A 26,146-nucleotide genomic window follows, 5' to 3' on the forward strand; every position below is an offset into this window, starting at 1 on the left:
CTTCCGTTTCACAGCCTTGACTGGGTGCGCACACCGGAGCGTGCGGGCCGCCGGGCGAACCCCCGGGGTGCTTGGACCGGCGTGCAGTGTCCGTTGCGGCGAAGCCCCGCAGACAACGTCTAACAACGCTTAACGAGCCAACAAACCCGATCCGATGCATATCGCTTCCACGAGGCCGAGCCGTTCGAGAGACGACGCCTCAACGGGAGCAACACCATGCACAAGGATGCCAACCAAACTCGCCGCGGGTTCATCGGAGCCGCTGCTGCGCTCGTGACCGGCATTGGATTGAACGGTCCTGCGGCCGCGCATCTTAGCCTTGCCGCACTTGCGGATGCGACGATGCCTGCGCCGGCGATAAGTGCCTCTCAGGGAAATCTGAAGCAGATCAATGCCGGCCTTCTGAACGTCGGATACGCAGAGAGCGGACCCGCAAGCGCGCCAGCGGTCCTGCTGCTGCACGGTTGGCCTTACGGCATCGACAGCTTCGCCGACGTCGTGCCGCTCCTGACCACCCAGGGGTATCGCGTCATCGTACCGTATCTGCGCGGCTATGGAACGACCCGCTTTCTTTCCGCTGCGAGCGTACGCAACGCCCAGCCTTCGGCAATCGCAGCGGACATGCTTGCGCTGATGGATGCGCTGAAAATCGAGAAGGCAGTCGTGGCCGGCTTCGACTGGGGCGCGCGCACCGCCAACATCATGGCTGTGCTCTGGCCGGAGCGTGTTAGCGCGATGGTGTCCGTCAGCGGCTATCTGATCGGCAACCAGCAGGCCGGCAAACTGCCGCTGCCGCCGAAAGCCGAGTTGGAATGGTGGTATCAGTTCTATTTCGCCACCGAGCGCGGCCGCATCGGCTACGACAAGCATCGCCTTGAGTTCGCGAAGCTGATTTGGAAGCTCGCATCGCCGAAATGGAATTTCGACGACGCCACCTTCGAGCGAAGCGCGAAAGCCTTCGACAATCCCGATCACGTCGCGATTGTGATCCACAACTATCGCTGGCGGCTTGGATTGGTCGACGGCGAAGAGGCTTATGACGAACTCGAGGCGCAGCTCGCGCTGGCGCCGACCATCGGAGTGCCGACCATCACCATGGAGGGCGACGCCAATGGCGCGCCGCATCCCGATCCCGCTGTCTACGCGAAGAAGTTCACCGGCAAGTACGAGCACCGGCACATCACGGGCGGCATCGGCCACAATCTTCCCCAGGAAGCGCCGAACGCTTTCGCACAGGCCATTCTCGACGTCGCCGCGCAGGTGTGATCGCGGCGTCCGTATTCACCAGACACACCAGGAGAGAACCATGACAGTAGCAGTTGATCCCGCCAAGGTCCGTTTGACGGACATGAAGTTCGAACTCGCCGTTATCCCGGTCTCGGACGTCGCGCGCGCCAAGGGATTCTACGCCCGCCTTGGCTGGCGTTTGGACGCCGAGTTCACCAACGGCAGCGACTTCCACGTGATCCAGTTCACCCCGCCCGGCTCCGGTGCCTCGGTGATCTTCGGCAAGAACGTCACGCCGGCGAAGCCGGGTTCCAGCCAAGGCCTGTACCTGATCGTGTCTGACATCGAGGCTGCCCGGAAGGAGCTGCTTGCGCGCGGAGTTAAGGTCAGCGAGGTCTTCCACGGCGGCGACAACGTCCACACCGGTACCGATGAGCCCTACCTGTTCGGGAGCGTCCGGATCAGTGGCCCGGATCCGCAGCGCCGCACCTATCAATCGTTCGCGTCATTCAGCGATCCGGATGGCAATGGCTGGGTTCTGCAGGAAGTCACCAACCGTCTCCCCGGCCGGGTCGAGGGTGACACGACTTTCGCGTCGATATCCGACCTCGCGGCGACGCTTCGCCGGGCGGCAGCAGCCCACGGCGAGCATGAGAAGCTGATCGGCGAGCACGACGTGAACTGGCCGGATTGGTACGCGGAGTACATCGTCAACGAGCAGGCGGGCAAGCCGCTGCCGAAGTAGCCATCATCAGTTGCGGACCGCCGGTGGCCGGCGACCGCACCTTCAGCAACCAGAAGCGGACACAGTTTTCAGCGTCCAGTAGCGGCCAACAGCGCCCAACAACTTCTCACGACGCTTAACGAGCATTCGTGTCGTGATGGCGATATCCCAGCTACGCCGAATTGCCCACACGAGGACCGTGACAAGCGCGATAACCAGGAGGATTCACCGATGAAGACCAGAACACTACTGATAGCGGCAGCAATCCTCACAACGGTTGGTGCACCGCTGGGGCTTCTAGCGGCAACCGGAGAACTGACCGGCAATGGAGAGGCAGCGGCTATGAGCCTTAGTCCTCCTGCTCAGGTCGACGTTGCTACGGTGCTGCTCAAGCGCGTGCAGCGCTGGGACGAGTTCAACGGACGCATCAGCGCTGTCGGATCGGTCGAGATTCGGTCCCGAGTCAGCGGATATGTGACGCATGTCGCCTATAAGGAGGGAGATGAAGTCCGCCGCGGCGACGTTCTCTTCACCATCGACCCGCGACCGTACGAAGCGGCGCTGAACAGCGCCACGGCTCAGCTTCAGCGCGCCAGAGCAACGGCGCTGCTGGCAAAGAGCCGCGACGAACGTGCGCGGAGGCTCCTGCCGTCGAGTGCAGTGTCCCAGGACGAGGCCGACGCTCGCCACGCAGCCTACGCGCAGAGTGAGGCTGACGTGCTCAATGCAGAAGCCGCAGTCGAGCTTGCGGAGCTCAATCTCAACTTCACGCAGGTACGCGCGCCGATCGACGGTCGGGCCGGCCGCGCGATGCTGACCGTCGGCAATCTTGCAGTAGCGGATCAGAGCTTGCTGACCTCAATGGTCTCACAGGATCCGGTCTACGTCGATTTCGATCCGGACGAGCAGAGCTATCTTCGCTACAGCGCGGAATTGCGCCGGAGCCCTGCCAATATGCTTGCCGTACGTGTGGCGCTGGCGGGCGATGAAGGATTTGCGCACGTCGGAATGGTCGATTTTCAGGACAACCAAGTCGATTCCGCGACCGGAAGCATTCGCATGAGGGCGAAGCTGCGCAACCCCGATCGCATATTCACGCCCGGCTTGTACGCGCGCGTGAAAGTGTCCTCAGGTTACGAAAGTGACGCAGTCCTAATCGACGACAAGGCCGTGCTCACTGATCAGGATCGCAAGTATGTTTATGTCCTTGCTTCGGACAACACGGCACAACGAAGGGATGTTCAACCCGGCCGCAAGAGCGATGGGCTCCGCTTGATCGAGTCGGGCTTGATGGCAGGCGACAAGGTCATCATCGGCGGATTGCAGAGAATCTACAGTTCCGGCACTCCGGTAAAGCCAGCCGAAGTCCCAATGCTGGCCGCAGCAAACTGAAGGAGGCGACGATGAACATCTCGAAGTTCTTTATTGAACGCCCGATCTTCGCAATTGTCCTGTCGATTGTCATTTTCCTGGCAGGCGTCATCTCGATTCCTCTGCTGCCAGTCGGTGAGTATCCTGAAGTCGTTCCGCCCAGCGTGGTGGTGCGTGCAACCTATCCGGGCGCCAATCCCAAGGAGACGGCGGAGTCCGTTGCGACGCCGCTCGAAGAAGCGATCAACGGCGTCGAAGGCATCATGTACATGAAGTCGGTCGCTGGTTCCGACGGCAGCCTGCAGATCGTCGTGACGTTCCTGCCCAGCGTCGATCCCGACACCGCTGCCGTTCGCGTGCAAAACCGGGTGAGCCAAGCGCTCAGCCGGCTGCCGGACCAAGTGCGTCAGTATGGTGTGACGACGCAAAAGCAGTCTCCCACGCCGCTGCTGTACGTGAGCCTGTATTCGTCCGACGGCCGTTATGACACACTTTATCTGCGAAATTACCTGACCCTGAACGTCAAGGACGAGCTATCGCGCCTGAACGGCATAGGCCATGTCGGGCTGTACGGCGCCGGTGACTATGCCATGCGCATCTGGCTCGATCCGAACAAGCTGTCGTCACGCAATCTGACTGCCTCGGACGTGCTCAAGGCGATACGCGAGCAGAATGTGCAGGTGTCCGCTGGACAGCTGGGTGCCGAACCATCTCCCAAGACGACGGACTTCCTGGTCTCTATAAACGTTCGTGGCCGCCTTGCCACTGAGGAAGAGTTCGGCGCTATCGTGCTCAAGAGCGGCGAAGACGGCCAGGTGGTTCGTCTTGCTGACGTCGCCCGGCTCGAACTTGGAGCCGGTGACTACACGATGCGGGTTTTTGAGGGCAACAAGACCGCAGCAACCGCCGGCGTCTTTCTGTCGCCCGGCGCCAACGCGCTCGGCGTAGCCGATGCGGTTTACGGCAGGTTGAGCAAGCTGTCGGAAAGCTTCCCTCCGGGCATCACCTACAAGGTGGTCTGGGATCCGACCGTCTTCGTGCGCGAGTCAATTCGTGCGGTGCTGAACACGCTTCTGGAGGCGGTATTCCTCGTCATTCTCGTTGTCATCCTCTTCCTGCAGACCTGGCGAGCGTCGGTTATACCGCTGATTGCCGTGCCGGTGTCCGTTGTCGGCACCTTTGCCTTCCTGTATCTGCTCGGATTCTCCATCAACACCCTGACCTTGTTCGGTCTAGTGCTGGCCATCGGCATTGTCGTTGACGATGCAATCGTCGTGGTCGAGAACGTCGAACACCATATCGCGCGGGGGCTTAGCCCGCATGAAGCCGCCCACCAGGCCATGCGTGAGGTCTCAGGTCCCATCATCGCCATTGCGCTGGTGCTCTGCGCTGCGTTCGTGCCGATGGCGTTCCTCTCGGGCGTCACCGGTCAATTCTACAAGCAGTTCGCAGTAACGATTGCAATCTCTACGGTGATCTCTGCGGTCAACTCGCTGACCCTGTCGCCGGCCCTGGCGGCGAAGCTGCTGCAGCGGCATGGGGCTCCAAAGGACCGGCTGGCGCGGGTTATCGAGGCGGCATTCGGCTGGCTGTTCCGCCCGTTCAATCGCCTCTTTCAAATAAGTGCTGGAGGTTATCAAGGGCTGGTGCGCAAGTCACTCGGCCGGCGTGGTGTTGCGCTCGCAGTCTATGCAGGTCTCTTGGCGATCACGGCCGTGCTGTTCCAGTCGGTGCCGGGCGGCTTTATACCTGCCCAGGACAAGCTCTACCTGTTCTCGGGTGCAAAGCTGCCCGAGGGGGCGTCTCTTGCCCGAACGGAGGCGGTTACGCGAAAGATGGACGAAATCGCCCGGACCGTCGAGGGTGTGGACTTCGTCAACGCCTATGCTGGCTTCAATGCGTTGCAGTTCGTGAATACGCCGAACATCACGACCGCCTATATCCTGCTGAAGCCGTACGGCGAACGCAAGCGCAGCGCGGCGGAGATTACCGCCGAGCTCAACGCCAAGTTCGCAGGCATCAAGGGCGGGTTCTCGTACGCGCTGCTCCCGCCGCCCATCCAGGGGCTCGGCAACGGATCGGGCTATTCCCTGTACCTCAAGGATCGAGGGGGCCTTGGCCATGGCGCCCTGCAAGACGCCCTCAACGTGTTCATGGCCGAGATCGCGCGCACCCCGGGCATGACCCATCCCGTCAGCTCCTATCAAGCCAACATTCCTCAACTCGAGGTCAAGGTCGACCGAGTGAAAGCCAAGGCCCAAGGAGTGGCGTTATCCGACCTGTTCGAAACGTTGCAGGTGTATCTTGGCTCTAGCTACATCAACGACTTCAACAAGTTCGGCCGGGTCTACAGGGTCATGGCCCAGGCCGACGCATCGTTTCGCCAGCAAGCGGACGACATCGGCAACCTGCGCACGCGCAACGCGCGCGGCGAGATGGTGCCGATCAGTTCGATGGTGACCGTTGTGCCAACGTACGGCCCCGATCCGGTGGTCCGCTACAACGGCTTCCCGGCGGCAGACGTCATCGGTGATTCCGATCCCAGAGTGCTTTCGTCGGCAGAGGTCATTGCCAAGATAACGGAGATCGCAAGGCGGGTCTTGCCTCGTGGCATCGAGCTGGAGTGGACGGATCTCAGCTACCAGCAGGTGAGCCAGAGCAGCGCGGCGCCCATTGTCTTTCTCCTTGCCGTAATCCTCGTCTTCCTGGTCCTCGCCTCGCTTTATGAAAGCTGGACGCTGCCCTTGGCGGTCATTCTCATCGTGCCGATGTGTATTTTCTCGGCAATGTTTGGCGTCTGGCTCACGGGGGGCGACAACAACATCTTCGTGCAGGTGGGACTGGTCGTGCTCATGGGGTTGGCTTGCAAGAATGCCATCCTCATCGTCGAGTTCGCTCGCGAACTGGAGCTCCAGGGCAAGGGCATCATCGAAGCTGCGCTCGAAGCCTGCCACTTGCGGCTACGTCCAATCGTGATGACGTCGGTTGCCTTTATCGCAGGTTGCGTGCCACTGCTGCTGGGTCACGGCGCCGGAAGCGAGGTCCGGGAGGCGATCGGTGTCACGGTTCTGGCTGGCATGCTGGGCGTTACAGTGTTCGGTCTCTTCCTCACGCCAGTCTTCTATGTGGCGTTGCGCGCGTGGTCGACCGCGCGCGCGAAGACCGAACGGTCGCTGGGGCAAGTTGTCGTTAAACCCGAATAAACGTGGCCACTTCGCGGGCGAAGTGTATCTGTATTTTGGTGCTTGTCCGCGGCTGTTCGAGGTTGAGTGCCGAACGCCTCGCCAGATGCAATTGGCCAAAGCTTTCTGCCGCTATCTTGAGTTGGTTCGCCCGGTTTAGAGCCATAGACGGGAAGCTGTTCGAGCCCTGGAGACGTATCGGCCAACGACCGACTTCTTCCATAACAACGCATACGCGAATGCGGCCAAATCGATTCAATGAGGTCCGAGGCTCAGGTCGCATTGCGCGAATTCGGTGATCCGCTGAAATTCAAGCAGCAATTCCCACGAGTAACACAATTACTTCAGCGCATCGTTCAAGAGACGAGCCAATCGAGCGGCCGCGAGCGCCGCCTGGCTGCGTGCAATGTTGCGAGCGTTGGTTTCATAATCTCGGGTGAGTAGTACGGGATTGGCGCCCAGGCTTACTGGAGCAGCGTAGGCATACTGCTTAGCCAATTCTGCGCTTTCTTCGATCCATGCCTGAGGGTCTGAAATTTGCGCCATGGCTTCACTCACGGCGGCCCCTGCGAGGCCATCTCGTTCGTCCGCATCGAACACTGCTCCGGCTACCGAGATATATCCGCAGAACAGGCTATCCCAGTATGCGTGCAGCGCCATTACGTCTCCGTTCGCGGGGATCACCTGTTCGGTGTTGCCGCCGGCATCACCGTTGGGGATCTGCCGTGTATAGCGCGCGATTCCATGGAGTGGTTGATGGGCGTCCCCGACGAGGTGGAGGATCCAGACCAAGTCATAAGAGCGAACGTCGTCTGTCGCGCCGGAGCTTGGCGGTAGTGCAGCGATCATCAACTTGAGCTGGGTAACGAGGTCGATGGCGTCAGGCGCTGGAAGCGGCGTTCCATCCGGCGAGTAGTTTATGTCCTTGTAGTGCCAATACGCATGCTGATTGCGGTCGCTGTAGCCGATATTCTGCCCTGCGGCCGGGCCGTCGACCTTGTCTCGTGTGTAATTGTATTCTTTCGTCTTGATATCATCCGCCCAAGTGGCCGCATGCACAAAGGCGTTGCGTTTCGCGGTACGCTCGTCGGGAGCGCTAGCGGTCCACTTGGCGTAGTCCTTGTTCAATTTTAGGAGGGCATCGACTTTTTCTTTCACCGGCGCGTCCAATTTCTTGTAAGCCACATAAGCAATCTGCATATGGCCGCCGTCCCACCAGGCAAATGCGCTCGTAGCACAGCATGTCATCACAAGAGCCAAAGCCACTTTCGGCAGGTTAGCGCGCATGTTCGATCCTCGCTGGCGGAGTTTCGGGAAGGCCGCGGGTTCAACTTACTCGCGAACAATCGCACTTTTTATGAAACACCCCACAATCAATATGAAGGCCCTTCGGGGGCCCGCTGTCGTCTATCACCATTGTTCCCCGCGCCGCTTGCTAGGAACAAGGCGCTCAGGTTCTAATTAAATCGGCGAATTGAGTAGCGTGGAGTAGTTGACGATGACCGCCGAGCAGCAGGTACTGGAAGCAGTCGCGCGAGCCCAAACCATTCTGGCGGACTATGTAGAACCAGGAGAGCGTGACTGCGTGAGCACGATCAACGCACTTCTGGACGTTCTCGATCGAGATCAGGTTGTCGTTGCCGTCGAGGAACTTAAGCGGCGCGGCGAGGCCGTCGCCGATCTCCGCCGCCATCTCGATCAAGGTATCCCCCGCTGGGGTTCTCCGCCTTAGGAATTCAGTAGAGCCGGACCTGCCCCCAATGCCGCCAGAGCGACGGCCTCAAGATCCCGGCATTAACGGCAGTGACATGAGCTTTGAAGGAACCATGTCGACACGAGAGAGCATGTCGGCGAATATCCCGACACGATGCCTCAAGTCATTGAAGTAACAGATGCCGAAGGGCGAAAGGCGGCCTACGTGCCGCTTCGCCGGGACGGTGAGGTCGTGGACAGCGCCGCCGTGGCGCCGAAACTGAAAAGCTGCTGAGCACCAGAGTTCTTAGGGGGTCTTGAAGATCCTAAGCAGCGGCCGCACTCGGCAGCGCTTCACCAACGCGCTTTTCGTTTATTAAGTTCAGCAGGTGCGCCGAAGCTCGCGCATCGCATAGAGCTCGATGGTGGTTCTTGAGTTCTATGCCGTAGGTCTCGCAAAGTTTCCCAAGTCCGTAGGACTTGTGGCCCGGATAGCGCCGCCGCATTCCGGCGCACGTGCAGAGCTTCGGGAATCTGAACCGCCGGCCAATCCGCTCGAACTCGTAGGCTATGAAACCGTAGTCGAAGCTAACGTTGTGAGCGACGAAAATGCCGTCTGCCATGAACTCCATGAATGCATCCGCAACTTCCGAGAACAAAGGCGCCTCGCGAACCATTTCGTTCGTGATGCCGGTCAGCTGAACGATCTTTGCCGGTATGGAGCGCTGCGGATTGATGAGAGAATGCCATTCGTCGACGACGCTGTGATTGCGTACCTTCACCGCACCGATCTCGGTGATGCGATCGCCATTCGACCAGGAACCGGTCGTCTCGATGTCGACCACCACGTAATCCTGCTCGGGGTCGAAACGATAATCCACCCGACCGATCTCAGCCATGATACCGGCCGAATCTAGCTGGCGGAGGCGGGTCAGCTGATTACGACGGATCACATCACCCTCGGCCTTAACCTCCATGAACGATACTTTCCCACCCTGCACCAACATCAGGTCGGGGAACCCGTCCCGCATCCCCCGGAAATCGTCGCACATGCTGCCGATGATGCTGGCCATGCCGGCCGGATTGGATCCTTCGAGCAGCGCGCGGAGCGCCTCAACTTGCACATGATCCCAGCTGAAGATTCCGTTCGGACGCCCCCACTTGGCAGCGACGGTGCGGAGAATTAGCGGAAGGCAAGTTCCGGACGCGATGGACGCCAGCTTCCCATCGATTGTCGCGGCGAAAAGTCGATGGAAACTGCGATCCTTGAGGCAGTGGGGTAGCCAATCGAACCCGCTAGGCATCCGGGTGTTCTCGAAGAGCTCGTCCCAAAAAAGCAGGCCGAACAGAGTGTGCCACAGCACATTCTCAGCGAAGAAAACCTGGGTGCCCTCGCGCCGCAGAACGCCGGCGACGCCGGCTTCAGGATTGCCGCGATGGGTGTCGTCGACGGTGATCGTGCGGCCGGACCGCAGCAATTCGGTATAGAGGCCTGTTCGCCGCCCGCCGAACTTGCGGGCGTAGAAGTCCGTGGCGAATAGATGCTCTCCATCGCTGGCGGGATCATCGATCATCCGCTGCAGCAGTTCCTCGGCTTCGATCCGATCCCCGGTATTGTAAAGTAGGCGAGCCAGGCGCTCGTTGCAGTCGGGCGATGACCCCGCCCGGTAGAGCTGACGGGCAAGATCGCTCTCGCCCGCCTTTTCAAAGAAAAGTCCCGTCTGATACGCAGCTCGATTGCGTAGATCGCCGGCGTACTGGGTCGTGCAGGCGGGCCCGGAGAGCACGTCGATGGCAGCCCGCCTATGGGCGAGTTCTGATCCCTCTTCCAAGCTGTCGAGAACTTGGCTGTAGTGGAACGAGGCAAGCGCTTCCTCGGCATCGGTAAAGCGTGCGCTGAACGAGGTCTCGCGGTTTGTACGGAGGATTCCCAAGTCGCGCAGCGCGAAATTCTTGAGGTTGACCTCGGTCTTACCGAAATACAGGTAGAGCAGGAACTCGATCGGCCGCGTCCCATCCAACGCGATGAAATTACGGGCGCCACAGTGCTGCGCGGCAATCGAAAAGGGGATGCTCTCTAGATAATAGTCGATGAACTTCGGCTTCGACCATGACTTGCGGAGGTCTCCTCGACCGGCACCTTGCGCTCCGGTGATGAGGACGTCCTTCGGCAGGCAGGATACGAAGGCCGCATAGTCGGCCTCACAGAGCGCGCGGGCGTGACCGGCCGCTGTCAGATCGAATATTGCTCGCTCGACGTCATCGATCTCAGGGTAGTTGAATAGGGAGCAATTGAATATTGCACCACGCCGGTTGATCATCCGGACCAACAGACATCGGGCATCTCTCGAGAGGTGCTCGAAACACGCTATGAACGTGTGATGATCGGGGCCGAGAACGGGCTTGTACATCCGCTGCACGAAACCGAGCATTTCGGCGAAGTGGTCGAGATAATAGTAGACAGGCAATTGCGGCAGTTTAGCCAAGCGGACCTTCGCGGCGTGGATTCTGTTCTAGTTTTGTTCGAACGTCGCATCGATGTCAAGCGGACCGATGGACAAGCGATGCAAGATCCCCCTTTGCCCCATGGTCGCTCGCTCGGCCTGGTCGCTGAAGGTTCACGCCATCGGCGCAGGATCTTCCTTCACACCGCGCGCGACGATCCGCAGCGCTCCGTCCGGAAGTGGGCGCTGTAACTTCAGCGCCTCTGCGGTAGGTGCCGTCATCCAGGTTTCGACCTCTTCTGGTGCGGTGAGAATCACGGGCATCGCTTTCGGATGGATGGCACCTACTTCGGCGTTGGCTTCCGTCGTTAGGAACGCAAACAAATCGTTGGTGGTCTCACCTTCCTTGACCTTCCGGACCGACGTCCAGTTGGTCCAAAGCCCAGCAAAGCACACAAGGGGCCGACTCTCATTTAGCGCAAACCAGATGTCCCCACCTTCAGCCTTGTTGAACTCGCTAAAGCTATTGAACGGGACCACGCATCGGTGCTCCGGACCGAGCCACCGCGTCCAATGCTTTGACGTCACATTGCGGATGTTGGTCGTTCCAGAATCCGGCTCCATCCGGAGCAGCTCCTTGAAGTCGACCGTTTTGCCCTTGGCTTGCAGCTTCTCGGCGCGCTTCTTGGTAGCGTCCATTAGGGCTTTCGACGACGAAGGCATGCCCCAGCGCGCGGTAGCGAGCTCTCGACCGCCGGCGCCAGTGCGGACAATGGGAGCTTCGTAGTCCGGGAAAACGCCGGGCATCGGCGCAAGATTACCGACGTAGCGATTGACCATCCGGAACAGCTCGCTAATCGCCGCCTGACTCGTGGTGATGCTGTAGAGATTGCACATCAGGAAGCTCTCTTTGCGCGGCGCGAGGGGCCGACGGGTTTTAAACCGTCGGTCGGTCGTAGGCAGACAAGGTTGGGGCGGCGCTTCCTGCCGAGGGTGCGCTGGCAGGGGCTGCAATAGAGAAAGTTCCGCATCAATGCGACCTGCCGATCGCGCGGCTGCACGACTAGTGCGAGGTCGATCATCTCGGTGTGCTTGCAGTGTTCGCAGCGTACCTCGAGGAGAGAAAATCCGCCGGCGATCGCTGCGGCAATCGTAGGGGAAGCGTGATCGAGTTCGCCGATGAACAGGGCCGTGTTCCACGCTGCGCAGTCGAGGGCATAGGCCTTGGCGCGGGCGGCGTCCGCGACCGCGTGAGCCGCAGCCGCTTGCTCCAAAAGGTTGGCAAAGCTGACCTCCGCCTTGTGGATCTCGCGAGCGAAGTGCTTGCGATCGCCGCCGGACATTGACGGCGGCCTGATAATGCGGGCTGCGGACATTGGACGCTTCTAACTCTTCACCCCGTGGGTTGTCCCGTCCCGCATACGCGAGAATTCCCCGGTTTGGCGATTCGCTTCCATGATCATCGCGGCAGCTTAGAGGTAGCTCTGGCCTTAGGGCTAGCCGCTGGGGGTTGGGCCCCGTCTAAGCTAGATCACAACAGATAGGTCAATGGAAACTAAGTCGAAAAAATTTTGTTTTACCGAAATTTTGCTTGCTCCGTCGGGCAAAACAGTGGTTCATAAGACGCTGGCTCAAACCACGAGGACCAGTGCCAATGACGGATCGAACGGAAGATGCGGGTGAGCTGTCAAAGATTGCGAAGCTTAATGGAGACTTCAGGAGGAACTACGGCAGGCTGCTGGGCGCTTTCCTGTATCTCCGATCGATCAGCGCCGTTCGAGGCCGCTCCTTCTTTTGGGCTGGATTGTTTTCGATCGCCTGCTCGGCCCTGACGGCATGGCTTGGGAAGCACGGTTTCGCTTGGCTAATCGCCGAGTAATCGCTCGAACCAGCCCATCGGCTGTTTTGAAGCAGCTGATGTCGCGCTTCTCCCGGGCTTTCTCAGAAAAGCGAATGGTTCGCTTAACGCTGCCGTCGGTCGCCAGCAAGACGTAGTCGAGCACATCCTTGTTGTGCTCAGACAGTCTGATCGCGGCGATCCATCCAGCAGGCACATGCGCATCGCACTGGATGGTCCAATGTGGAGAGTGAGAAGGATCTTTTCTAGGAGTCCATCGCGCCGCCCTGACGGAAACGCAGATGTTGCCGTTCACCAGCAGTGAATCCGTCCAACCGCCGCTGCTCGTCCGCCCGCCAGACCTGCGAATGGCGGCTGCGATGCGAGAAGCAAGCTCGGTTTTTTGCTCTGACCAAAGCGGACGCGAATCCAAGAACTCATAATTTCGCTTCGGGGTGTAGCCGACGAGCCTGTAAAGGTTGCGCATGCTGCCGAAGTGCGTTTGACACGTAGCCACACTTGGCAGGCCAGGTGTCCGATCTATGATGCCAATGCTCAGCTTTCCCTCTTTGAGCAACACTTTTTGGAGGCGAACGAGCATCTCCTCCTCCGTCAAATCAACGCGGCGCTCACTGATGAACTTGGCGACCCTCGTGAAGACTTCGCGGTCGACTATCGATTCAAGACATCCCTCGGCCCTGATCCATTGTTCGGGAGGATTGTACGTGTGGGTTTGCCGCAGCTTGTATGAACGCCGGTTGAAAATCAGGTTCCCGATGTAGGTCTCGTCTCGCAGGATCGCGCCGACCATTACCCGCGTCCATTGCTTTCCGGATTGGCTTGGCGCTTCCTTCTTGTTGAGCTCCCACGCGACAACTGTTTCGCTCTTTACCTCCAGAAAACGCCTGAATATCCACCTGACGACAGCCACTTCTTTCGGATCGCCAGGGCGCACCCGGACATGATCGGAGCTGAGATATTTGCGGTCTCCCTTCTTCAGGATCCCCTTTGAATTTTCCTTCTCGTCGACGAGCTCTCGGACTAAGCCATAACCAACCTTGCCACAGGGCTTGTAGCCGAGGCGAGCAAAGCGGCATTGGCCGGCGTAGACCTTCGTAGATAGCTCTCGACTGTACTCGGCGGCCATGACGCGTTTTATGTTCTTGACGATGCTGGCAAGCATACTGCCGTCGTTGTCAAACTGCTCGGCACAGTACGTCACCCTGATGCCACCTTGCTTGCAGACGAATTCGTAATGCGCGCTTTCGTCGGCATCCTGGAAACGGCCCCAGCGGCTCACATCATAGACGAGCACGTGGCCAAAGTCGGCATTGCCGGCCTTTACGTCGTCGAGGAGTTGAATGAGGCCAGCCCGATTCTTGATAAGAAGACCACTCTCTCCCTCGTCTCGATATGTTCGAACGATCGTCAGATTGTGAGCGTGGGCATAGGCTGCGATTGCCGCAGCTTGGTTTTGAATTGAGTATTGTTGCCGTTCAGTGGACATGCGAACGTATTGGGCAGCTCGAGACATCCTTCGAGCCGCTGGTAAAGATGATTTGCGAACAACGAGCTCGGTGCCCATCGACATTCCTGGGACGGCATGACCGATCAGGCATCAGACGCTGGTAACGATGCTAGTTCAAGAGTGTTCTTGAGTGATCGCGAACGGGAAGCAAACAACTAGGTGCACCCACGCGGCAGCGACCAGTAAACAATGGAGCCAACAACGGGGCGGCCGCGCGCGGCGGTCATGGACCGCTGAACAGAAAATACACCGTGCATCGTGCCGTAGTTCTTCCTGAAGTGTCTATAAGCTCCCGATCCACAAGCCGAAAAATGCTCCGATTGCGTTCGCCATGGCGCTGATCATTCTTGAAGTACCAGCGCCTTATGGATCGCTGTTTGGCCTGACGACCCAAATGGAAACTTCGGCATATCAAAAGTTCGACTGGGACTTTCGGCGCCACCGCCCTCTCTGGTCCACAGGCTACAGGATTGCAGAGGGCCGGACATTCCTGGATTTGAGGAAGCCTACGAAACATTGGACAGCTAACGATGATCCCTCACGTCTTGACGTAAGCAAACTCTACAGGTTGAGTTGAGGCCGTCCCTGTAGCCTCTCTCTCTCTCTCTCTCCGCACCATGAAATATCGGCCAGACATTGACGGCCTTCGCGCATTTGCCGTCTTATCGGTGATTCTTTATCACGCGTTCCCCAGCGTGGTCCGCGGCGGATTCGTGGGTGTGGATGTTTTCTTCGTTATTTCGGGCTTTCTCATTTCTTCTATTCTGTTCAGGGAGATAGGCGAGCATCGTTTTTCATTCAGCGCTTTCTACGGGAGGCGCATACGACGGATATTCCCGGCGCTCGCAGTATGCCTTGCCGCGGTGCTGACTTATGGGCTTGTTGTTTTGACACCGGACGAACTCGCGCAGCTGGGCGAGCATGTCTTCTTCGGCGCAGGTTTTTTGTCAAACATCGTGCTGTGGAGTGAGAGCGGCTATTTCGATACGGCCGCAACCCAGAAGCCGCTTTTGCATCTTTGGTCCCTGGGCATCGAAGAGCAATTCTACATTTTTTGGCCAGTGCTCCTCTGGTTCGCCTTCAAGGCGAAAGCAAAAACCGCCGCCTTGCTCGGAGCTTTGCTCCTGGCCTCATTCGCGGCGAACGTCTTCCTCTCTGCTACGAATATCTCCGCCGCCTTTTACTTGCCGATCTCTCGTTTCTGGGAATTGGCGGCAGGAGCGGCTTTGGCTTGGCATCAGATTAACTTTCGTCCTGACACAAGATCGTGGATTTCGTTCGCTGGGCTTGCCGCGTTGTTGGTGTCGGCGCTGCTGTTCAGCCCGGCAATGCAGTTTCCCGGTTGGCTCGCGTTGCTCCCTGTCGCAGGTACTGTCGCAATCATCTCGGCAGGTCCCGAAGCGATGGTGAACCGCGTGGTCTTCTCCAACCGAATCGCCATTTCTATCGGCCTCATAAGTTATCCGCTCTATATCTGGCACTGGCCATTGCTCTCCTATTCATACATCATCCGTCTGGGTAAGCCGCCAACTCCGCTACTCGCGACGCTGCTACTGGCGGTTGCCTTTATACTAGCTTGGGCCACGTACCGTTTCGTTGAGTACCCTATTCGCTTCGGGACGGATCGCCAGCGCCGAACGCAGATCGTCGCCGCTTCGATGGCCGCGGCGGGCGCCTGCGGGTTGATAGTGTGGGCCAAGGCCGGTTTTCCTGAACGGTTCGCCCACCTTCCCGGCGTCGATGCACGAAAGATTAGCAAGGCGAAGCTTGACAGCGATTTCAAACCGACCGCCGGAATGAAGGTGCTGGATCGGGATTGGACTTTGGTGACCCATATCGGGCGCGGTGAGCGGAAGGTGGCCTTGAGCGGCGACAGTTTGCTGTTCCACTTTGGTGCCCGCGTGCAGCAATTAGCTGACGACGGCGTGCTGACCGCAAGTACGTATTTCGTGGTCGGTCCCCGATGCCCGCCTGTACCCGAGGTCATCCAGCAAGACAAACAAGCTCGGTGCCGGCGGTTGCCGGAGCAGTTGCTCGATCTCGTGAGGCAAGAAAAGATTCAAACGGTGGTCTTGGGCGCTGCCTGGTCTGGCTACGGCGTCGACGATATGGCAATCGTCCGAAATGGACAGCGTATCTCGCTCGGCACAAAGGAAGGTGCCGACGCGTTCTATGCGAACCTCGAAGATTACATTCGGCAGCTCCAAGGCCTTGGAGCTAAAGTCAATCTAGTGCTCGGCATGACCGTCCACCCTCGCTTTGATCCCGGCGCGATGATCACTAGAAGCCTCACGGGTTTTCGAATTGGAGCCGATGTTGATAAGCCTGTCCCGCTGACCGAGCTGCGTTCGACTCTCGACGTCGCCGACGGGAGGCTACGGGCCGTGAGCGATCGTACCGGCGCGGCGCTCCTTGATCCGATCCGTGACATCTGCGGTCTCGGCGACGGTTGCTCGCCCTTCTTTGGAGAGGGGGAGCCAAAGTTTTCCGACCGCATGCATTTGCGTCCCGATTTTGTGAGGCGGAATATTCATTTCCTTGACCCCTTGCTGAGGTGACGGGCTCGGTCCGACGCATAGTCGGACACTGCCTCCTCGGCCCGAGCCCACGCCGTGTTGGTCATTTTCACCAATCGGGAGAAAGCCGGCTTGATGCTGCTCAGAGCGGCCAGTTCTGAGAGAGCCTGCGAGACAGGCGTCCGCGAGTTAGCCTAAAGTTTCTAGGCATGCGTGCATTTTGTTTCTTGTTGTTGCTAATCAGATGTGGCAGCAATCGCCTATCTGCGCGGGTTTTTTGAAACGTCTCAACCCGGTGTAGAGTGGATGGGGCGGATTTTCGCGTTGGATCAGATTGCACGGGCGCCGGCTGAGCCATTTCATACGCCGGTAAGAGCATGGATCGAGCGGCTTCTATTCCCACAAAGCCGCGTGACTAATCTCATGCTTATCGCGGTGATATCGGTGATTTTTTCATTCCTTCTTACCGGAAGGCAGATATTCGCCGCGAAGTGGGGTCTGATCGACGACCACGAGACGTTCGAGCAATTGATCTCGCAGGGCAGCCCTATCGGTCATGTCTGGACAGCGCTGTTCGACCCCCAGCAGATACTTCCACGGAATCGTCCTGCGTACTATTTGCTGAAGGCTATACAGACGTCGCTATTCGGGTCCGATGTCAGGCTTTGGTATCTTCGCAACACGATCTGTTTTGCTCTCTTCCTATTCTCAATCTGGTGGGTAGCTGCACGCTTCGTCGGAGGCTGGCTAGGCGGTGCCCTAACAGCCATGATCGCCCTGCTACCGTTATGGGCGGGCATCTGGTCGCGGCTCGGCCCCTCTGAGATCGAAGGCTCGGCCATGACAGGGGCCATGATCTTATGCGCTGACGCCGTGATGTTCTCAGAGAGCCGGCTAGCGCGCAACATTGGCGCCGTTCTACTTGCAATCTCGGCGGTCGTGCTCGCCGGACTAAAAGAAACGTTTCTGCCGCTAGCCTTGGGCGGAACGATCTTTGTCCTCGTCCTTGGCGTAGCTAGGAAGCGCATCATACCCTGGCTTGCGATCGGATTGATCGCCATCAGCCTCCTCTTCGTGGCGATGTTCGGATTATTGATATGGACGAACGCAAGAGTCACCGGAACGGACTACTATGGAAAATCTGTCGGGCTGAGCTTCATCCTAGAGTTCGCGGCGATCGGTATTCTTGACGGCTTCGTTCGCACTTGGTGGTTGTGGCTCTTGCCGATCGCTTTCGCGCAGTTGTTGCAGCTAACATCTCGGCGAAGCTTCCGGGAGTGGATAGCCGGCTCGCAAGTGGCGATAGCAAGCTATGTCTTCATCATCGCGATGTATGCCGCGCAATGCGGCCTATACAGAAGCGTTTTCCCACGCCACATGCGGTATGATTTCCCTGCGATGCTGCTGGTACCTCTCACCTTCTGTATCCTATGTTGTGAGGTATCGCGCCGGGTTCAATCTCGATATCCCAAAGCCGTGACCAACCGCGCGCAGTTGATAGCAGCAATATTTATTGGGTTTGCGGTGGCTACATCTGCGATCCAGACGCCGGCACTGCTCCTCGCTGCGATCGACCGCAACATCAAGGTAACCAACGGCTTCTGGAGCACTTTGCAAGATGTCGTCCGCGCTGGACAGGCAAACGCACACCGACCGATCGTGGTGGAAGCCTATGGTGCCCGTTCCTACGAAGGGGTCTTCGCTCTGAAAGTGTATCTCGCCGCTCTTGGCGCACCAAATCCTGTCGCTATTCGATTTTACAAACTCAATACTGAGCCTCCGTCGCCCCTGCAGGGCCGGCTCATGGAGCTTGAAGGTGGCGGCAGTAGATTCTCTTTTTCCCCTCTTGCTGAGAGCCTCAACTCTATCCCCAATTGCATTAGTGTCGGGCTTTATGGACCCTCTGACCCCACCTGCACGGTCGGCTTCTTAGTTTCGAATGAATGAGTCGGTGGCCGTGTCCCGCACCCACGATTCCGCAGGGCGCGAGGTCTTTGTCTGGCTTGCGTCTCGCTCGGTCTATCTCGCATGAGCAACCAAGTCGCGAAAGAGTGCCAGTGGGCAACTCGATATGTATTTGAAGATACCGAAGTATTTCCGTGTAGAATGCCGGACATGCTGAAGGGCCGCTACGGGCCGCCCCTGTCTGAGCCAGCGCAGGACGCAACGCCGCTAGCGGTCGGAGAAAGTCTCCCACTGGGAAGAGGAGTACCCGCGCCCGGGAATACTGAGCGCCATTCTTTCGGATGCACCCACTTGTTGCGTTGCGTTTGTTGATCACGGCCGAAAGCTTGAAGCCGTTCAGGGGGCTTGCGACGTCATCGACCGGCTGGATCCTATAGATGTAGCCGTTCTACACGCGGAGAAGGTTGGATCCCAGTTCCTCTCCCTCCGCCATACGGCAAAACAATCTCGTACTTGGAGCTGCAGACAGGCCAGAAACTCGACTGTTTTCCTGCTTTTTCGCGGGCGGAGAACTCCCAGCGGTCATCCAACAAGGGCGTAAATGAAGCCAGAGAACCGAATTTTCTCCGAATCTTCGAGCCCGCAAAATCGGTCTAGTACGGTATTTCTCAGAAGATAAACGGCTTGGTTGCGCGGCGGTCTCCGTCTCGCTCGGTTCGTGAATTCGGCATTCGTTTGCGACGTGTGCTGGCGACTTAGTCGTCCGTTAAGAAGCCGGATTGATCGAGGCTGGCCGGGCGAGCGTGCGCCATAGCTGGGCCAGGAACAGGCACAAGAGATATCTCAGCCAGGCGAGGATGCGGCGGAAGTTGTGTCCGACGGCTGAGAGGACGACGTTGGCGGCATCGCCGGCGCGGCCTTTGAGGTAGCAGCGCCCGAGGTGGCCTTCCGCCTTCAGGTGTCCGATGATGGGCTCGATGGCGGAGCGGCGGCGCAGCTCGCGCTTGATGACACCGAAAACGCCGCGCTTCTGGCCGGAGATGAAGACGCGACGGGGATTTTGTGCGTCGTGGCCGCGGTATCCCTTGTCGACATAGGCCCGCTCGATCGGACAGCCGGTGAGTGTCTCGGTGCGGTCAATGACGTCCCGCAAGGTGTGACCGTCGTAGGGGTTGTCGGGCAGTGCGCTGGCGTGCAGCACGAACAGGCCACCGGGAGCCCGGCGGTTGTTGGTGACGATGGAGGCCTTCACGCCGAACTCGTAAGGCGCGCTGGCCTTGCCCTTGCCGATGCACTCCACTTCCGGGGCATGGAAGGAATAGAGCTTCCAGCCGCGCTGGCGCTGCTGCTGCGAGCGGATCTGCGTGGCCCGGCCGAGCGGGAGGGCGAACGCCTGCTCCAGTGCTGGCTGGCCTTCGATCTTGCGGCGGATGTCGCGGATGATCCGGCCCAGCCGGCTACGCAGGATACGCAACTGCCGCTGATGCCGCCTGAACTGTTTGGCATGGGCGTAGCGGCCGGCCATCATCGCGGCGGCCTTGGCGATGCGAGCATAGGATTGCCGCAGCCTGACGCCGTGCCTGATCGCCAGGCGGTTGAGCCCCTTGATGGCCGCATGCAGCAGCTTGGCATCGGTCGGAAAGGTGATGGCCTTCGGCTGCACCGTGGTGTCGACCGTAACCCGCTTGAGGTCCTGGCTGCGTAATGCACCGGCCTCGTGCGCTACCCGCAAGCTCTCGGCCAGCAGCAACTCCAGCTTGTCGCCAAGCCGCTTGCGCCAATGGCTCAGGTCCGAGCGCTCGTGCGGGAACGTGTGCTGAAAGAACTCTTCCCCGGTGAAGAACTGGAAGTATGGGTCATGGACCCAGCGCTCGCACACCTCCTCATCGGACAGCCCGTAAATGTGCTTGAGCAACAGCAGACCGATCATGAAGCGCGTCTCGATCCCGGGCCTGCCGTTCTCGCTGTAGAGCGGCGCGATCTCGCCGTCGATCCAGTCCCAATCGACCTTGCCGGCGAGCAGAACCAGCTCGTGCTTCATATTGATGATCTGGTCGAGCCGAGCCCGGAACAGATCGTTCGATCCCGTCGTCTTGTGCTTCTTCGGCCGCATCGTTCCCTCCGATGCAGACAAGGAATCATGCTTCCCGCTTCGAGGGAATCCACGAAAACCAAATCGCAAGGTTCTGACGCCCAAAGCATCAAAACCTTGCAATCTGGAAATGCCCCTTAGCCCAAATCGAGATTCCCGATCAGTGGCTTAGTCCTTCTTCACGGACGACGACTTATCATTCACGCATGAGGCCCACCATCCCCCACGGTTTGTTGCGCGCAAAGCAGACCAAATGAGCTTTGGACCGAGGTTTTCTATTTGAGTCAAAATGCCTCAGTGAATTGGCTGGCTTGCTTGGTTGCGTGTCTGCGAGCGGCGGCTGACGGGACGCGCGGCCCAACTTGCGTCCTGACCGTCGCTTCTGGCACTAAGTTGACATTGCGAAGCTGCAATCAACGTCCGCTTGCCGCTCAGAATGAACCTCCTCCATCTGCCTCATAGCGGTGTCCATCGTTACATCGCCTCTGCTGTCGAAAATCTCACTCGGTCTTGGTCCCCATTTTCGAGGCCATTCGAGGTTAGCCGCCATCCCCAATAATTGTATAAGGCGCCCAAAAAAGCGGATGAGCGTAGCTAAAAAGGGTGGCGCCCTTCGCGTCTGTAAAGCCCGATCCATCAAGCAAGCCCAATGCCGCCTGGCGCAACGCCTCTCCTCGCGAAAGACTTGGATTCGCCGTTTGCCGGGCGAATAGGTCACTAACGAGATCGCGCGCTGATGCTGAATGCACCGACCAATTGGTCACTAGGATTGCCCGGGTGCCGGCATAGAAGAACGCGCGGCCGAGGCCCGAGGCCGCTTCCGCGGCAACACCGGTGCCGGCACCGGTGTTGCAGGCAGACAGCACCACCCAGTCGGCATCGAGTTTGAGTGCCAGAATTTCTTCCATCGTGAGCAAACCATCTCCAGACACACCTGCCACATCTGGCGCGCTAAGAGCTAGTGCCGGCTGATGGAGCCCGTCCAATTCGCCGGGCACTAAGCCATGCGTCGCAAAAACGATCACCTTGAATTTCGACAGATCTGTCGTCTTAACAGCTTCCTCATTGGCCGCCTTGCCAAGGTTGAGCACCTTGGAAGGATCGGCCTGGAGGGCGGTTGCGATTGATCTCAGTTCGTCGTTGGTGTCAGGGAGACGTGGTAGCAATCCGAGTTGCGCGCTGTCGATGCCATTGGTTTGAGCAGAACTACGCCTTCTCAGCGGAAGACCGCGTGTCGTCACCTCAGCGGTTTGGATGGCGGCAGTTGCCTGTTCCCTGCTGAACAAGGGATCCCCAAACCCGACCATCTGCTCGCGCCTGCTCGAGCCCTCTGGCAATCGCCTGAGCGTACGAAGCGCGGCCGCTGAAGGCACCAAGGTCGTGGCGTGACTCCGCGCAAGCCAGGGCAAATTGCGATAGCCAGCAAACAACGTCTCCTCGTTCGCCTTCACATCGGCCGGTGCGGTAAGCAAAAGGCCCAACGGCAACAACCCCAACGCACCGTTCGTCGATACGATCAAGCTTGCGGCGCCCTTCCAACCTGGCTCGACGGGCTCAAGAAGGAGCGAATAGAGTTCGTGCGCCAACTGAGTGTCGAATCGCGGAATGTCCGAGATCAGCGCTGCTTCAGGCTCAAGCGCCGCCCTAAGTCTTTGGATCTTTCTACCGATGTCGACGGACGTCGTGGGAATGGCCGCAAAGCTAATTGGTCCGCTTTTGCCGACGGCCCAAACAAAGCTGGCCTCCCGGCCGAAGTAGAACGAAAGATAGGCTTCGTCTTGCCGCAGCAGGGTGCGGATATCTTCAGCTGTCGGCGGTGTCGGCTCGACCAAACTCACGTAGCTCTGGAACTTTCCCGATAGCTCCTTCTTTGTCGCGTCGCGGAAGGACCGCATCTTCTCGATGTAGGTCTGCAAGTTCTTCACTGCTTTTTCGTCACGTTCGGAGGGCGGCAGTGTCAGCAGATTGTTGAGTAGGCCGAGCTGAGCGCCAATCTGCTTGTCTAGGTCCTGGGCCCTGCGTGCCATTTCGGCGAGTGCGGGTGTTGCAGCAGCGGAGCGGGCCGCCGAAGCGGAAAGTGCGCGTTGCACCGCTTGTCCGCGCAGTGTGTCAGCCAACGGAAAGCCTTCTGTTGCAGGATCCAGACCGGCCGCAAGACCCGACCGGGCAAGAAGCGCAAGATAGGATTCGATGACGATTTGAGCGCGCTGCTCGCGCGCCGCAGCCAACGTCGCGTCGTCATCGTCGATTTCGCGGGAACGGGCGAGAAGAATTGGCACCGCTAGTCTGAACTCGCGCAGAGCGCTTGTATCCCGGCCGGATTTTGCTAGGCCGATCCCAAGCAAACCACGCGATAGGGCCGTGTCGATATGCTTGTCGCCGAGCCGCTGAGTGTGCCGAGCAACGAGCCGCTCGGCGCTGCTAATCCCCGCTTTCAAGTTGTTGGTGTTGTACAGAGTCAGAATGTGATCGGCATTCATCTGCAAGCCTTCGCGGCGAGCGGCCTCCCAGCCTGCCGTTGCAGAATCGAGTTCATCATAGATCGTGGCAGCATCCTCCCAACGACCCATTAAGTTGAGAATCGACGCGAGTTGACCGAGCGAACTCGCATAGCTTTGCGAGTCCCTCGCGATCCCGATCGCCTTCTGCGCATCGATCTGAGCACGGGTCAGTTTCTCTGCCTCGGCGAAGCGACCTTGCTCAATCATAAGATTAGCGAGCTGGCCAATCATCTTGATGGAGCTGACGCTATATTTGCCTGTGGCTTTTAGACGGCTAAGGAGCGCACTGCGCACATCGGCCTCTCCTTCGGCAATCCGACCTTGGCGCGCTTTCATACGGCCCTTGAGAGCAACGAGTTCATCGGTAGCGGCCTTTAGCTGGTTTGGTGAGACCTTCAGCCCTTCCCCGAGTGTGGATAGGAGCGGAATAGACTCGCGCCTAAGTGCTTCCGCGCGCGCATAAGCTCGCTCGGCATCTGCGTATTGACCCCTTCCCTCGAAAAAGCGCCCTTTGCTTTGTTCGAGGTCGGCATTCCACGCCATTCGATTGTAGCCTGTATAGGCGGGCCAATTCTTCGCCTCCTGCAGCAACGCCTGACTACGCTTGACGTAGGCTTCTGCTTGATCGAAGTCGCCGAGCAGGATGTAGTTTTCCGTTAGGTGCCGATACGTATTGAACAGCCAACCCTTTGCACCTGGAACATTGGCATCACGAGCGAGCTGGTGAAGAACGGCAAGTGCCTTCTTGGGATCGCCGGCATCCTCATATTGGATTGCGATGCCCTGACGCATGAGACCTAGCTTAGCCGGGGATAGAACTCTACGACCCGAAACTTCCGCCTTCTCACAGTCGGCGATAGCCCTGCGCAGCTCCCCGATTGCCGCGTTGCTTCTGCAGCGCTCGTAGTAAAATTCGACCAGCTCGGTGGGGCTGAACGCGTGGGATGGCTCTATTTCTGCCATGACCCGCATGGCCGATGCGCGGAAGGCATCGGGCTTTTCCTGGTGCAGGATAGCAGTGATGTCGGCAATGGTTCGGGGCGGTGCAATGAACTGCTGTGCCAAAGCGGGCACGACTACGATGTTTACCGCCGCAGCAAACGCAACCGCTCGCATGCAGTGCCCCGTAGCTTTCGATAGCGCTACGGAAGACATTCTCAGTCCCTTTCACAAGTCGCCGCGAAAACAGCGCGCTATGACGTGCGAGTTAGAACGTGCAAGCCATGCCTTGCCGTCCGGCGTCCTTCCTAGCCAGCTCTTCCCGCCGCCAGCAACACACTGCTTCCCTGCCATTCCGCAGTCTGTACCCGTCTTTCCCGTGCTTTTGCTCTCTTCGCAATATGACTGCATAGCGGCGCAATCGGTTCTCATGCATTTGCCGATCAATTTCGGCTTCTGTGCGAGAGAGGGAGTGGCTGCTGTAACGATTGCAAGTGCAGCGGCAGCGAAATAGAAATACTTCATCTGACCTCCTGAAATTTCGTAAGTGTATGTTATTGTTTGCTTTAAATAACTCTTGTCCAGCTTCGCAGAATTAGGCGCCAACCAAATCTAGGAACAGTAGTCAGACCTTAGGCCGTTGCCTCCGCTTTTTCAATGCGGCCGATCCGTTCACCAAGAGCGACACCAGCAGCGGGGCATTGAAGGTGTGTCGCGATTGGCAGGGTTCCTGCCGGTGAGCACATCTCAAGGAAGAGCCAGGCCGCCGCTCACTGTACGGATCCGAAGAAGAAATGTCGCCTATTGGCCCAACTCAGAGCTCTAGTACGTTGGCTAAAGCGCCCGCTATCAGGTTCACAGCGGGGCTCACACCTGCCGTCACGGGGAGCGGGTTTAGGATTGCTCGGCCTCGTCGGGCATCAGTCGTGGTTCGGGAAATCATGCCGCCGAGCGGAACCGCGTAAGCCGTCCACCGAACTCAAGAATCCTGCAGCCTGAAGAGCACGTTTGCGGGAAGCAGAGAAGGTTCGAACCCAGGTGCTCTCCCTCCGCCAGCAGGTTGTGCACCGGCCCCACGGTGAGCCTACCAGTGCATCACACACGGCCCCCGGCGAACGAACGCCCGAACCATCTGCTCGTCAACGAGCCATCTTTGTCGGTCCACGGGATCGGCGGCAATTGCGGCAGGTAGGATGCATACGGCATGACTTTCGCGAGCGTTATCCTCCCGGGAAACCGTGTCAGGAACGCCTTGTGCATTCCCCCGTCGAGTCCGCTGTAGATCGGGGCCGCGGGCACAGCGTCTTCAAGCAATCGCGCGTATTCGATTTCGTCGGCGCGTCGCTTCTCCAGCGCCCGCCGCGCGATGTCCGGATTGACGACGAAGGGCGGACATTTTTCGGTCGGGTTGAACACTGGAGGCGACGGCGAGTTCGGGGGAGCTTGCGCATCGAAGACATAGCGGCGGTCGCACACATCCACTCTCGGTTCGAGCCGCGTCGTCTCGAAATGATCGTTGCCGACCTTGAGCATGTTCCAGAAGGCGAGATTGGGACTATTGCGATGCCGCGCCAGATTTCCCGGCGTCAGCCGGAACGGATAGGCCTGGACCTGGAACGACGGCCGGCCGTTGAGGGAATCGCGCGCCAGCGAATAGATTTCGCTGATCTGTTCGTCGGTCATGGCATAGCAACCGCTCGACCAGCAGTCGCCGTGGATCATGAGGAAGCTGCCGTTGCGCTTGTGCGCCTTGTCGAACGCGTTGGGGAAGCCGACGTTGATCGACAGATAGAAGTTGGAGTTGGGATTCATCAACTCGGGCGTAATCGTATAGAATCCTTCCGGAGCCTGCCGGTCGCCCTCGTACAATTTCGGTCCGAGATCGCCCGACCACCGGCAGATCGGATAGGTCTTGAGGAGCTGGAAACGGCCGGTCGCGTCCTGTTTCCAGACCTCGAGCTCGGCCTCCTCCTTGAAAAGCCGCACGAGGATCGGTGAATATTTCGGCATCTTCTTCTGTTCGAGCAGCGCGAGCAGCTCAGCGGGTAATTCCTGTGTCGCCTTGGCGGGCAACGGCTTGCTGCTTTGACCAAGGCATGCAGCCGGAATCAAAGCCGCGGCAAAAGCCGCCGCGAGCACAAGTGCACATCGGACCATGGCGCGTATCACTGCTGTGCCTCCAGTCCGC

General features: G+C 58.8%; 16 protein-coding genes. 6 read left to right on the forward strand and 10 right to left on the reverse strand.

Annotation, left to right across the window (positions count from 1 at the left end; genetic code table 11):
• Window positions 1-216: 216 nt before the first annotated feature.
• From LPJ38_RS05930 to LPJ38_RS05945, 4 genes are all read left to right on the forward strand, one after another.
• Window positions 217-1,266, forward strand: coding sequence for an alpha/beta fold hydrolase (locus tag LPJ38_RS05930; RefSeq protein WP_145642749.1), 1,050 nt, complete (start codon window positions 217-219; stop codon window positions 1,264-1,266).
• An 82-nt stretch (window positions 1,267-1,348) separates the two neighbouring features.
• Entirely contained in the window at window positions 1,349-1,972 is a 624-nt protein-coding gene (locus LPJ38_RS05935) for a VOC family protein (RefSeq protein WP_404438191.1), read from the forward strand.
• A 210-nt stretch (window positions 1,973-2,182) separates the two neighbouring features.
• Window positions 2,183-3,343, forward strand: coding sequence for an efflux RND transporter periplasmic adaptor subunit (locus tag LPJ38_RS05940; RefSeq protein WP_145642753.1), 1,161 nt, complete (start codon window positions 2,183-2,185; stop codon window positions 3,341-3,343).
• 11 nt (window positions 3,344-3,354) lie between these two features.
• Window positions 3,355-6,525 (forward strand): efflux RND transporter permease subunit, encoded by a 3,171-nt coding sequence (locus LPJ38_RS05945; protein ID WP_145642754.1) that lies wholly within the window; start codon window positions 3,355-3,357, stop codon window positions 6,523-6,525.
• Window positions 6,526-6,843: 318 nt separating this feature from the next.
• Here the strand turns inward: LPJ38_RS05945 and LPJ38_RS05950 are convergent, their stop codons facing one another.
• The 6 genes from LPJ38_RS05950 to LPJ38_RS05975 all read right to left on the reverse strand — a co-directional run bounded on the left by LPJ38_RS05950 (window position 6,844) and on the right by LPJ38_RS05975 (window position 14,062).
• Entirely contained in the window at window positions 6,844-7,791 is a 948-nt protein-coding gene (locus tag LPJ38_RS05950; protein ID WP_208750660.1) for a S1/P1 nuclease, read from the reverse strand.
• A gap of 163 nt (window positions 7,792-7,954) precedes the next feature.
• Complete coding sequence (locus LPJ38_RS05955) at window positions 7,955-8,206, reverse strand: hypothetical protein (protein WP_145642756.1); 252 nt, start codon at window positions 8,204-8,206, stop codon at window positions 7,955-7,957.
• A 316-nt stretch (window positions 8,207-8,522) separates the two neighbouring features.
• Entirely contained in the window at window positions 8,523-10,682 is a 2,160-nt protein-coding gene (locus LPJ38_RS05960) for an exonuclease domain-containing protein (RefSeq protein WP_145642758.1), read from the reverse strand.
• A gap of 132 nt (window positions 10,683-10,814) precedes the next feature.
• On the reverse strand, window positions 10,815-11,537 hold the full coding sequence (locus tag LPJ38_RS05965; protein WP_145642760.1) for an SOS response-associated peptidase: 723 nt from the start codon (window positions 11,535-11,537) through the stop codon (window positions 10,815-10,817).
• Window positions 11,537-12,016 (reverse strand): hypothetical protein, encoded by a 480-nt coding sequence (locus LPJ38_RS05970; RefSeq protein WP_145642762.1) that lies wholly within the window; start codon window positions 12,014-12,016, stop codon window positions 11,537-11,539. The genes LPJ38_RS05965 and LPJ38_RS05970 overlap by 1 nt, the downstream gene beginning before the upstream one ends.
• 390 nt (window positions 12,017-12,406) lie before the next feature.
• Window positions 12,407-14,062 carry a recombinase family protein gene (locus tag LPJ38_RS05975; protein WP_145642764.1) on the reverse strand — a complete coding sequence of 552 codons (1,656 nt, stop codon included), beginning with the start codon at window positions 14,060-14,062 and terminating at the stop codon, window positions 12,407-12,409.
• Between the two features lie 560 nt (window positions 14,063-14,622).
• Between LPJ38_RS05975 and LPJ38_RS05980 the strand changes: the two genes are divergently transcribed.
• On the forward strand, window positions 14,623-16,563 hold the full coding sequence (locus LPJ38_RS05980; RefSeq protein ID WP_145642766.1) for an acyltransferase family protein: 1,941 nt from the start codon (window positions 14,623-14,625) through the stop codon (window positions 16,561-16,563).
• 204 nt (window positions 16,564-16,767) lie between these two features.
• On the forward strand, window positions 16,768-18,468 hold the full coding sequence (locus tag LPJ38_RS05985; protein ID WP_145642768.1) for a hypothetical protein: 1,701 nt from the start codon (window positions 16,768-16,770) through the stop codon (window positions 18,466-18,468).
• Between the two features lie 724 nt (window positions 18,469-19,192).
• On the opposite strand, the gene LPJ38_RS05990 is transcribed toward LPJ38_RS05985, so the two are convergent.
• The 4 genes from LPJ38_RS05990 to LPJ38_RS06005 form a co-directional block, all read right to left on the reverse strand.
• The gene (locus tag LPJ38_RS05990; RefSeq protein WP_011084757.1) at window positions 19,193-20,539 is read right to left on the reverse strand and encodes an IS5-like element ISBj5_B family transposase; all 1,347 of its coding nucleotides are present in this window, start codon (window positions 20,537-20,539) and stop codon (window positions 19,193-19,195) included.
• Between the two features lie 518 nt (window positions 20,540-21,057).
• Window positions 21,058-24,135: a CHAT domain-containing protein gene (locus tag LPJ38_RS05995; RefSeq protein ID WP_158644785.1), complete on the reverse strand. Its 3,078-nt coding sequence runs from the start codon at window positions 24,133-24,135 to the stop codon at window positions 21,058-21,060.
• Window positions 24,136-24,186: 51 nt separating this feature from the next.
• On the reverse strand, window positions 24,187-24,483 hold the full coding sequence (locus LPJ38_RS06000) for a hypothetical protein (RefSeq protein ID WP_145639331.1): 297 nt from the start codon (window positions 24,481-24,483) through the stop codon (window positions 24,187-24,189).
• 570 nt (window positions 24,484-25,053) lie between these two features.
• A complete protein-coding gene (locus LPJ38_RS06005; RefSeq protein ID WP_145639329.1) occupies window positions 25,054-26,115 on the reverse strand; it encodes a L,D-transpeptidase family protein in 1,062 nt (353 codons plus the stop codon).
• Window positions 26,116-26,146: the final 31 nt, after the last annotated feature.

The organism is Bradyrhizobium daqingense, assembly GCF_021044685.1.
Classification (GTDB): domain Bacteria; phylum Pseudomonadota; class Alphaproteobacteria; order Rhizobiales; family Xanthobacteraceae; genus Bradyrhizobium; species Bradyrhizobium daqingense.

Bases quoted from the DNA above. Each gene is read 5' to 3' on its own strand.
- LPJ38_RS05990 (WP_011084757.1), bottom strand. From the start codon at position 20,539: ATGCGGCCGAAGAAGCACAAGACGACGGGATCGAACGATCTGTTCCGG.
- LPJ38_RS05975 (WP_145642764.1), bottom strand. From the start codon at position 14,062: ATGGGCACCGAGCTCGTTGTTCGCAAATCATCTTTACCAGCGGCTCGA.
- LPJ38_RS05995 (WP_158644785.1), bottom strand. From the start codon at position 24,135: ATGCGAGCGGTTGCGTTTGCTGCGGCGGTAAACATCGTAGTCGTGCCC.
- LPJ38_RS06005 (WP_145639329.1), bottom strand. From the start codon at position 26,115: ATGGTCCGATGTGCACTTGTGCTCGCGGCGGCTTTTGCCGCGGCTTTG.
- LPJ38_RS05965 (WP_145642760.1), bottom strand. From the start codon at position 11,537: ATGTGCAATCTCTACAGCATCACCACGAGTCAGGCGGCGATTAGCGAG.
- LPJ38_RS05940 (WP_145642753.1), top strand. From the start codon at position 2,183: ATGAAGACCAGAACACTACTGATAGCGGCAGCAATCCTCACAACGGTT.
- LPJ38_RS05980 (WP_145642766.1), top strand. From the start codon at position 14,623: ATGAAATATCGGCCAGACATTGACGGCCTTCGCGCATTTGCCGTCTTA.
- LPJ38_RS06000 (WP_145639331.1), bottom strand. From the start codon at position 24,483: ATGAAGTATTTCTATTTCGCTGCCGCTGCACTTGCAATCGTTACAGCA.
- LPJ38_RS05970 (WP_145642762.1), bottom strand. From the start codon at position 12,016: ATGTCCGCAGCCCGCATTATCAGGCCGCCGTCAATGTCCGGCGGCGAT.
- LPJ38_RS05950 (WP_208750660.1), bottom strand. From the start codon at position 7,791: ATGCGCGCTAACCTGCCGAAAGTGGCTTTGGCTCTTGTGATGACATGC.
- LPJ38_RS05930 (WP_145642749.1), top strand. From the start codon at position 217: ATGCACAAGGATGCCAACCAAACTCGCCGCGGGTTCATCGGAGCCGCT.
- LPJ38_RS05945 (WP_145642754.1), top strand. From the start codon at position 3,355: ATGAACATCTCGAAGTTCTTTATTGAACGCCCGATCTTCGCAATTGTC.
- LPJ38_RS05935 (WP_404438191.1), top strand. From the start codon at position 1,349: ATGAAGTTCGAACTCGCCGTTATCCCGGTCTCGGACGTCGCGCGCGCC.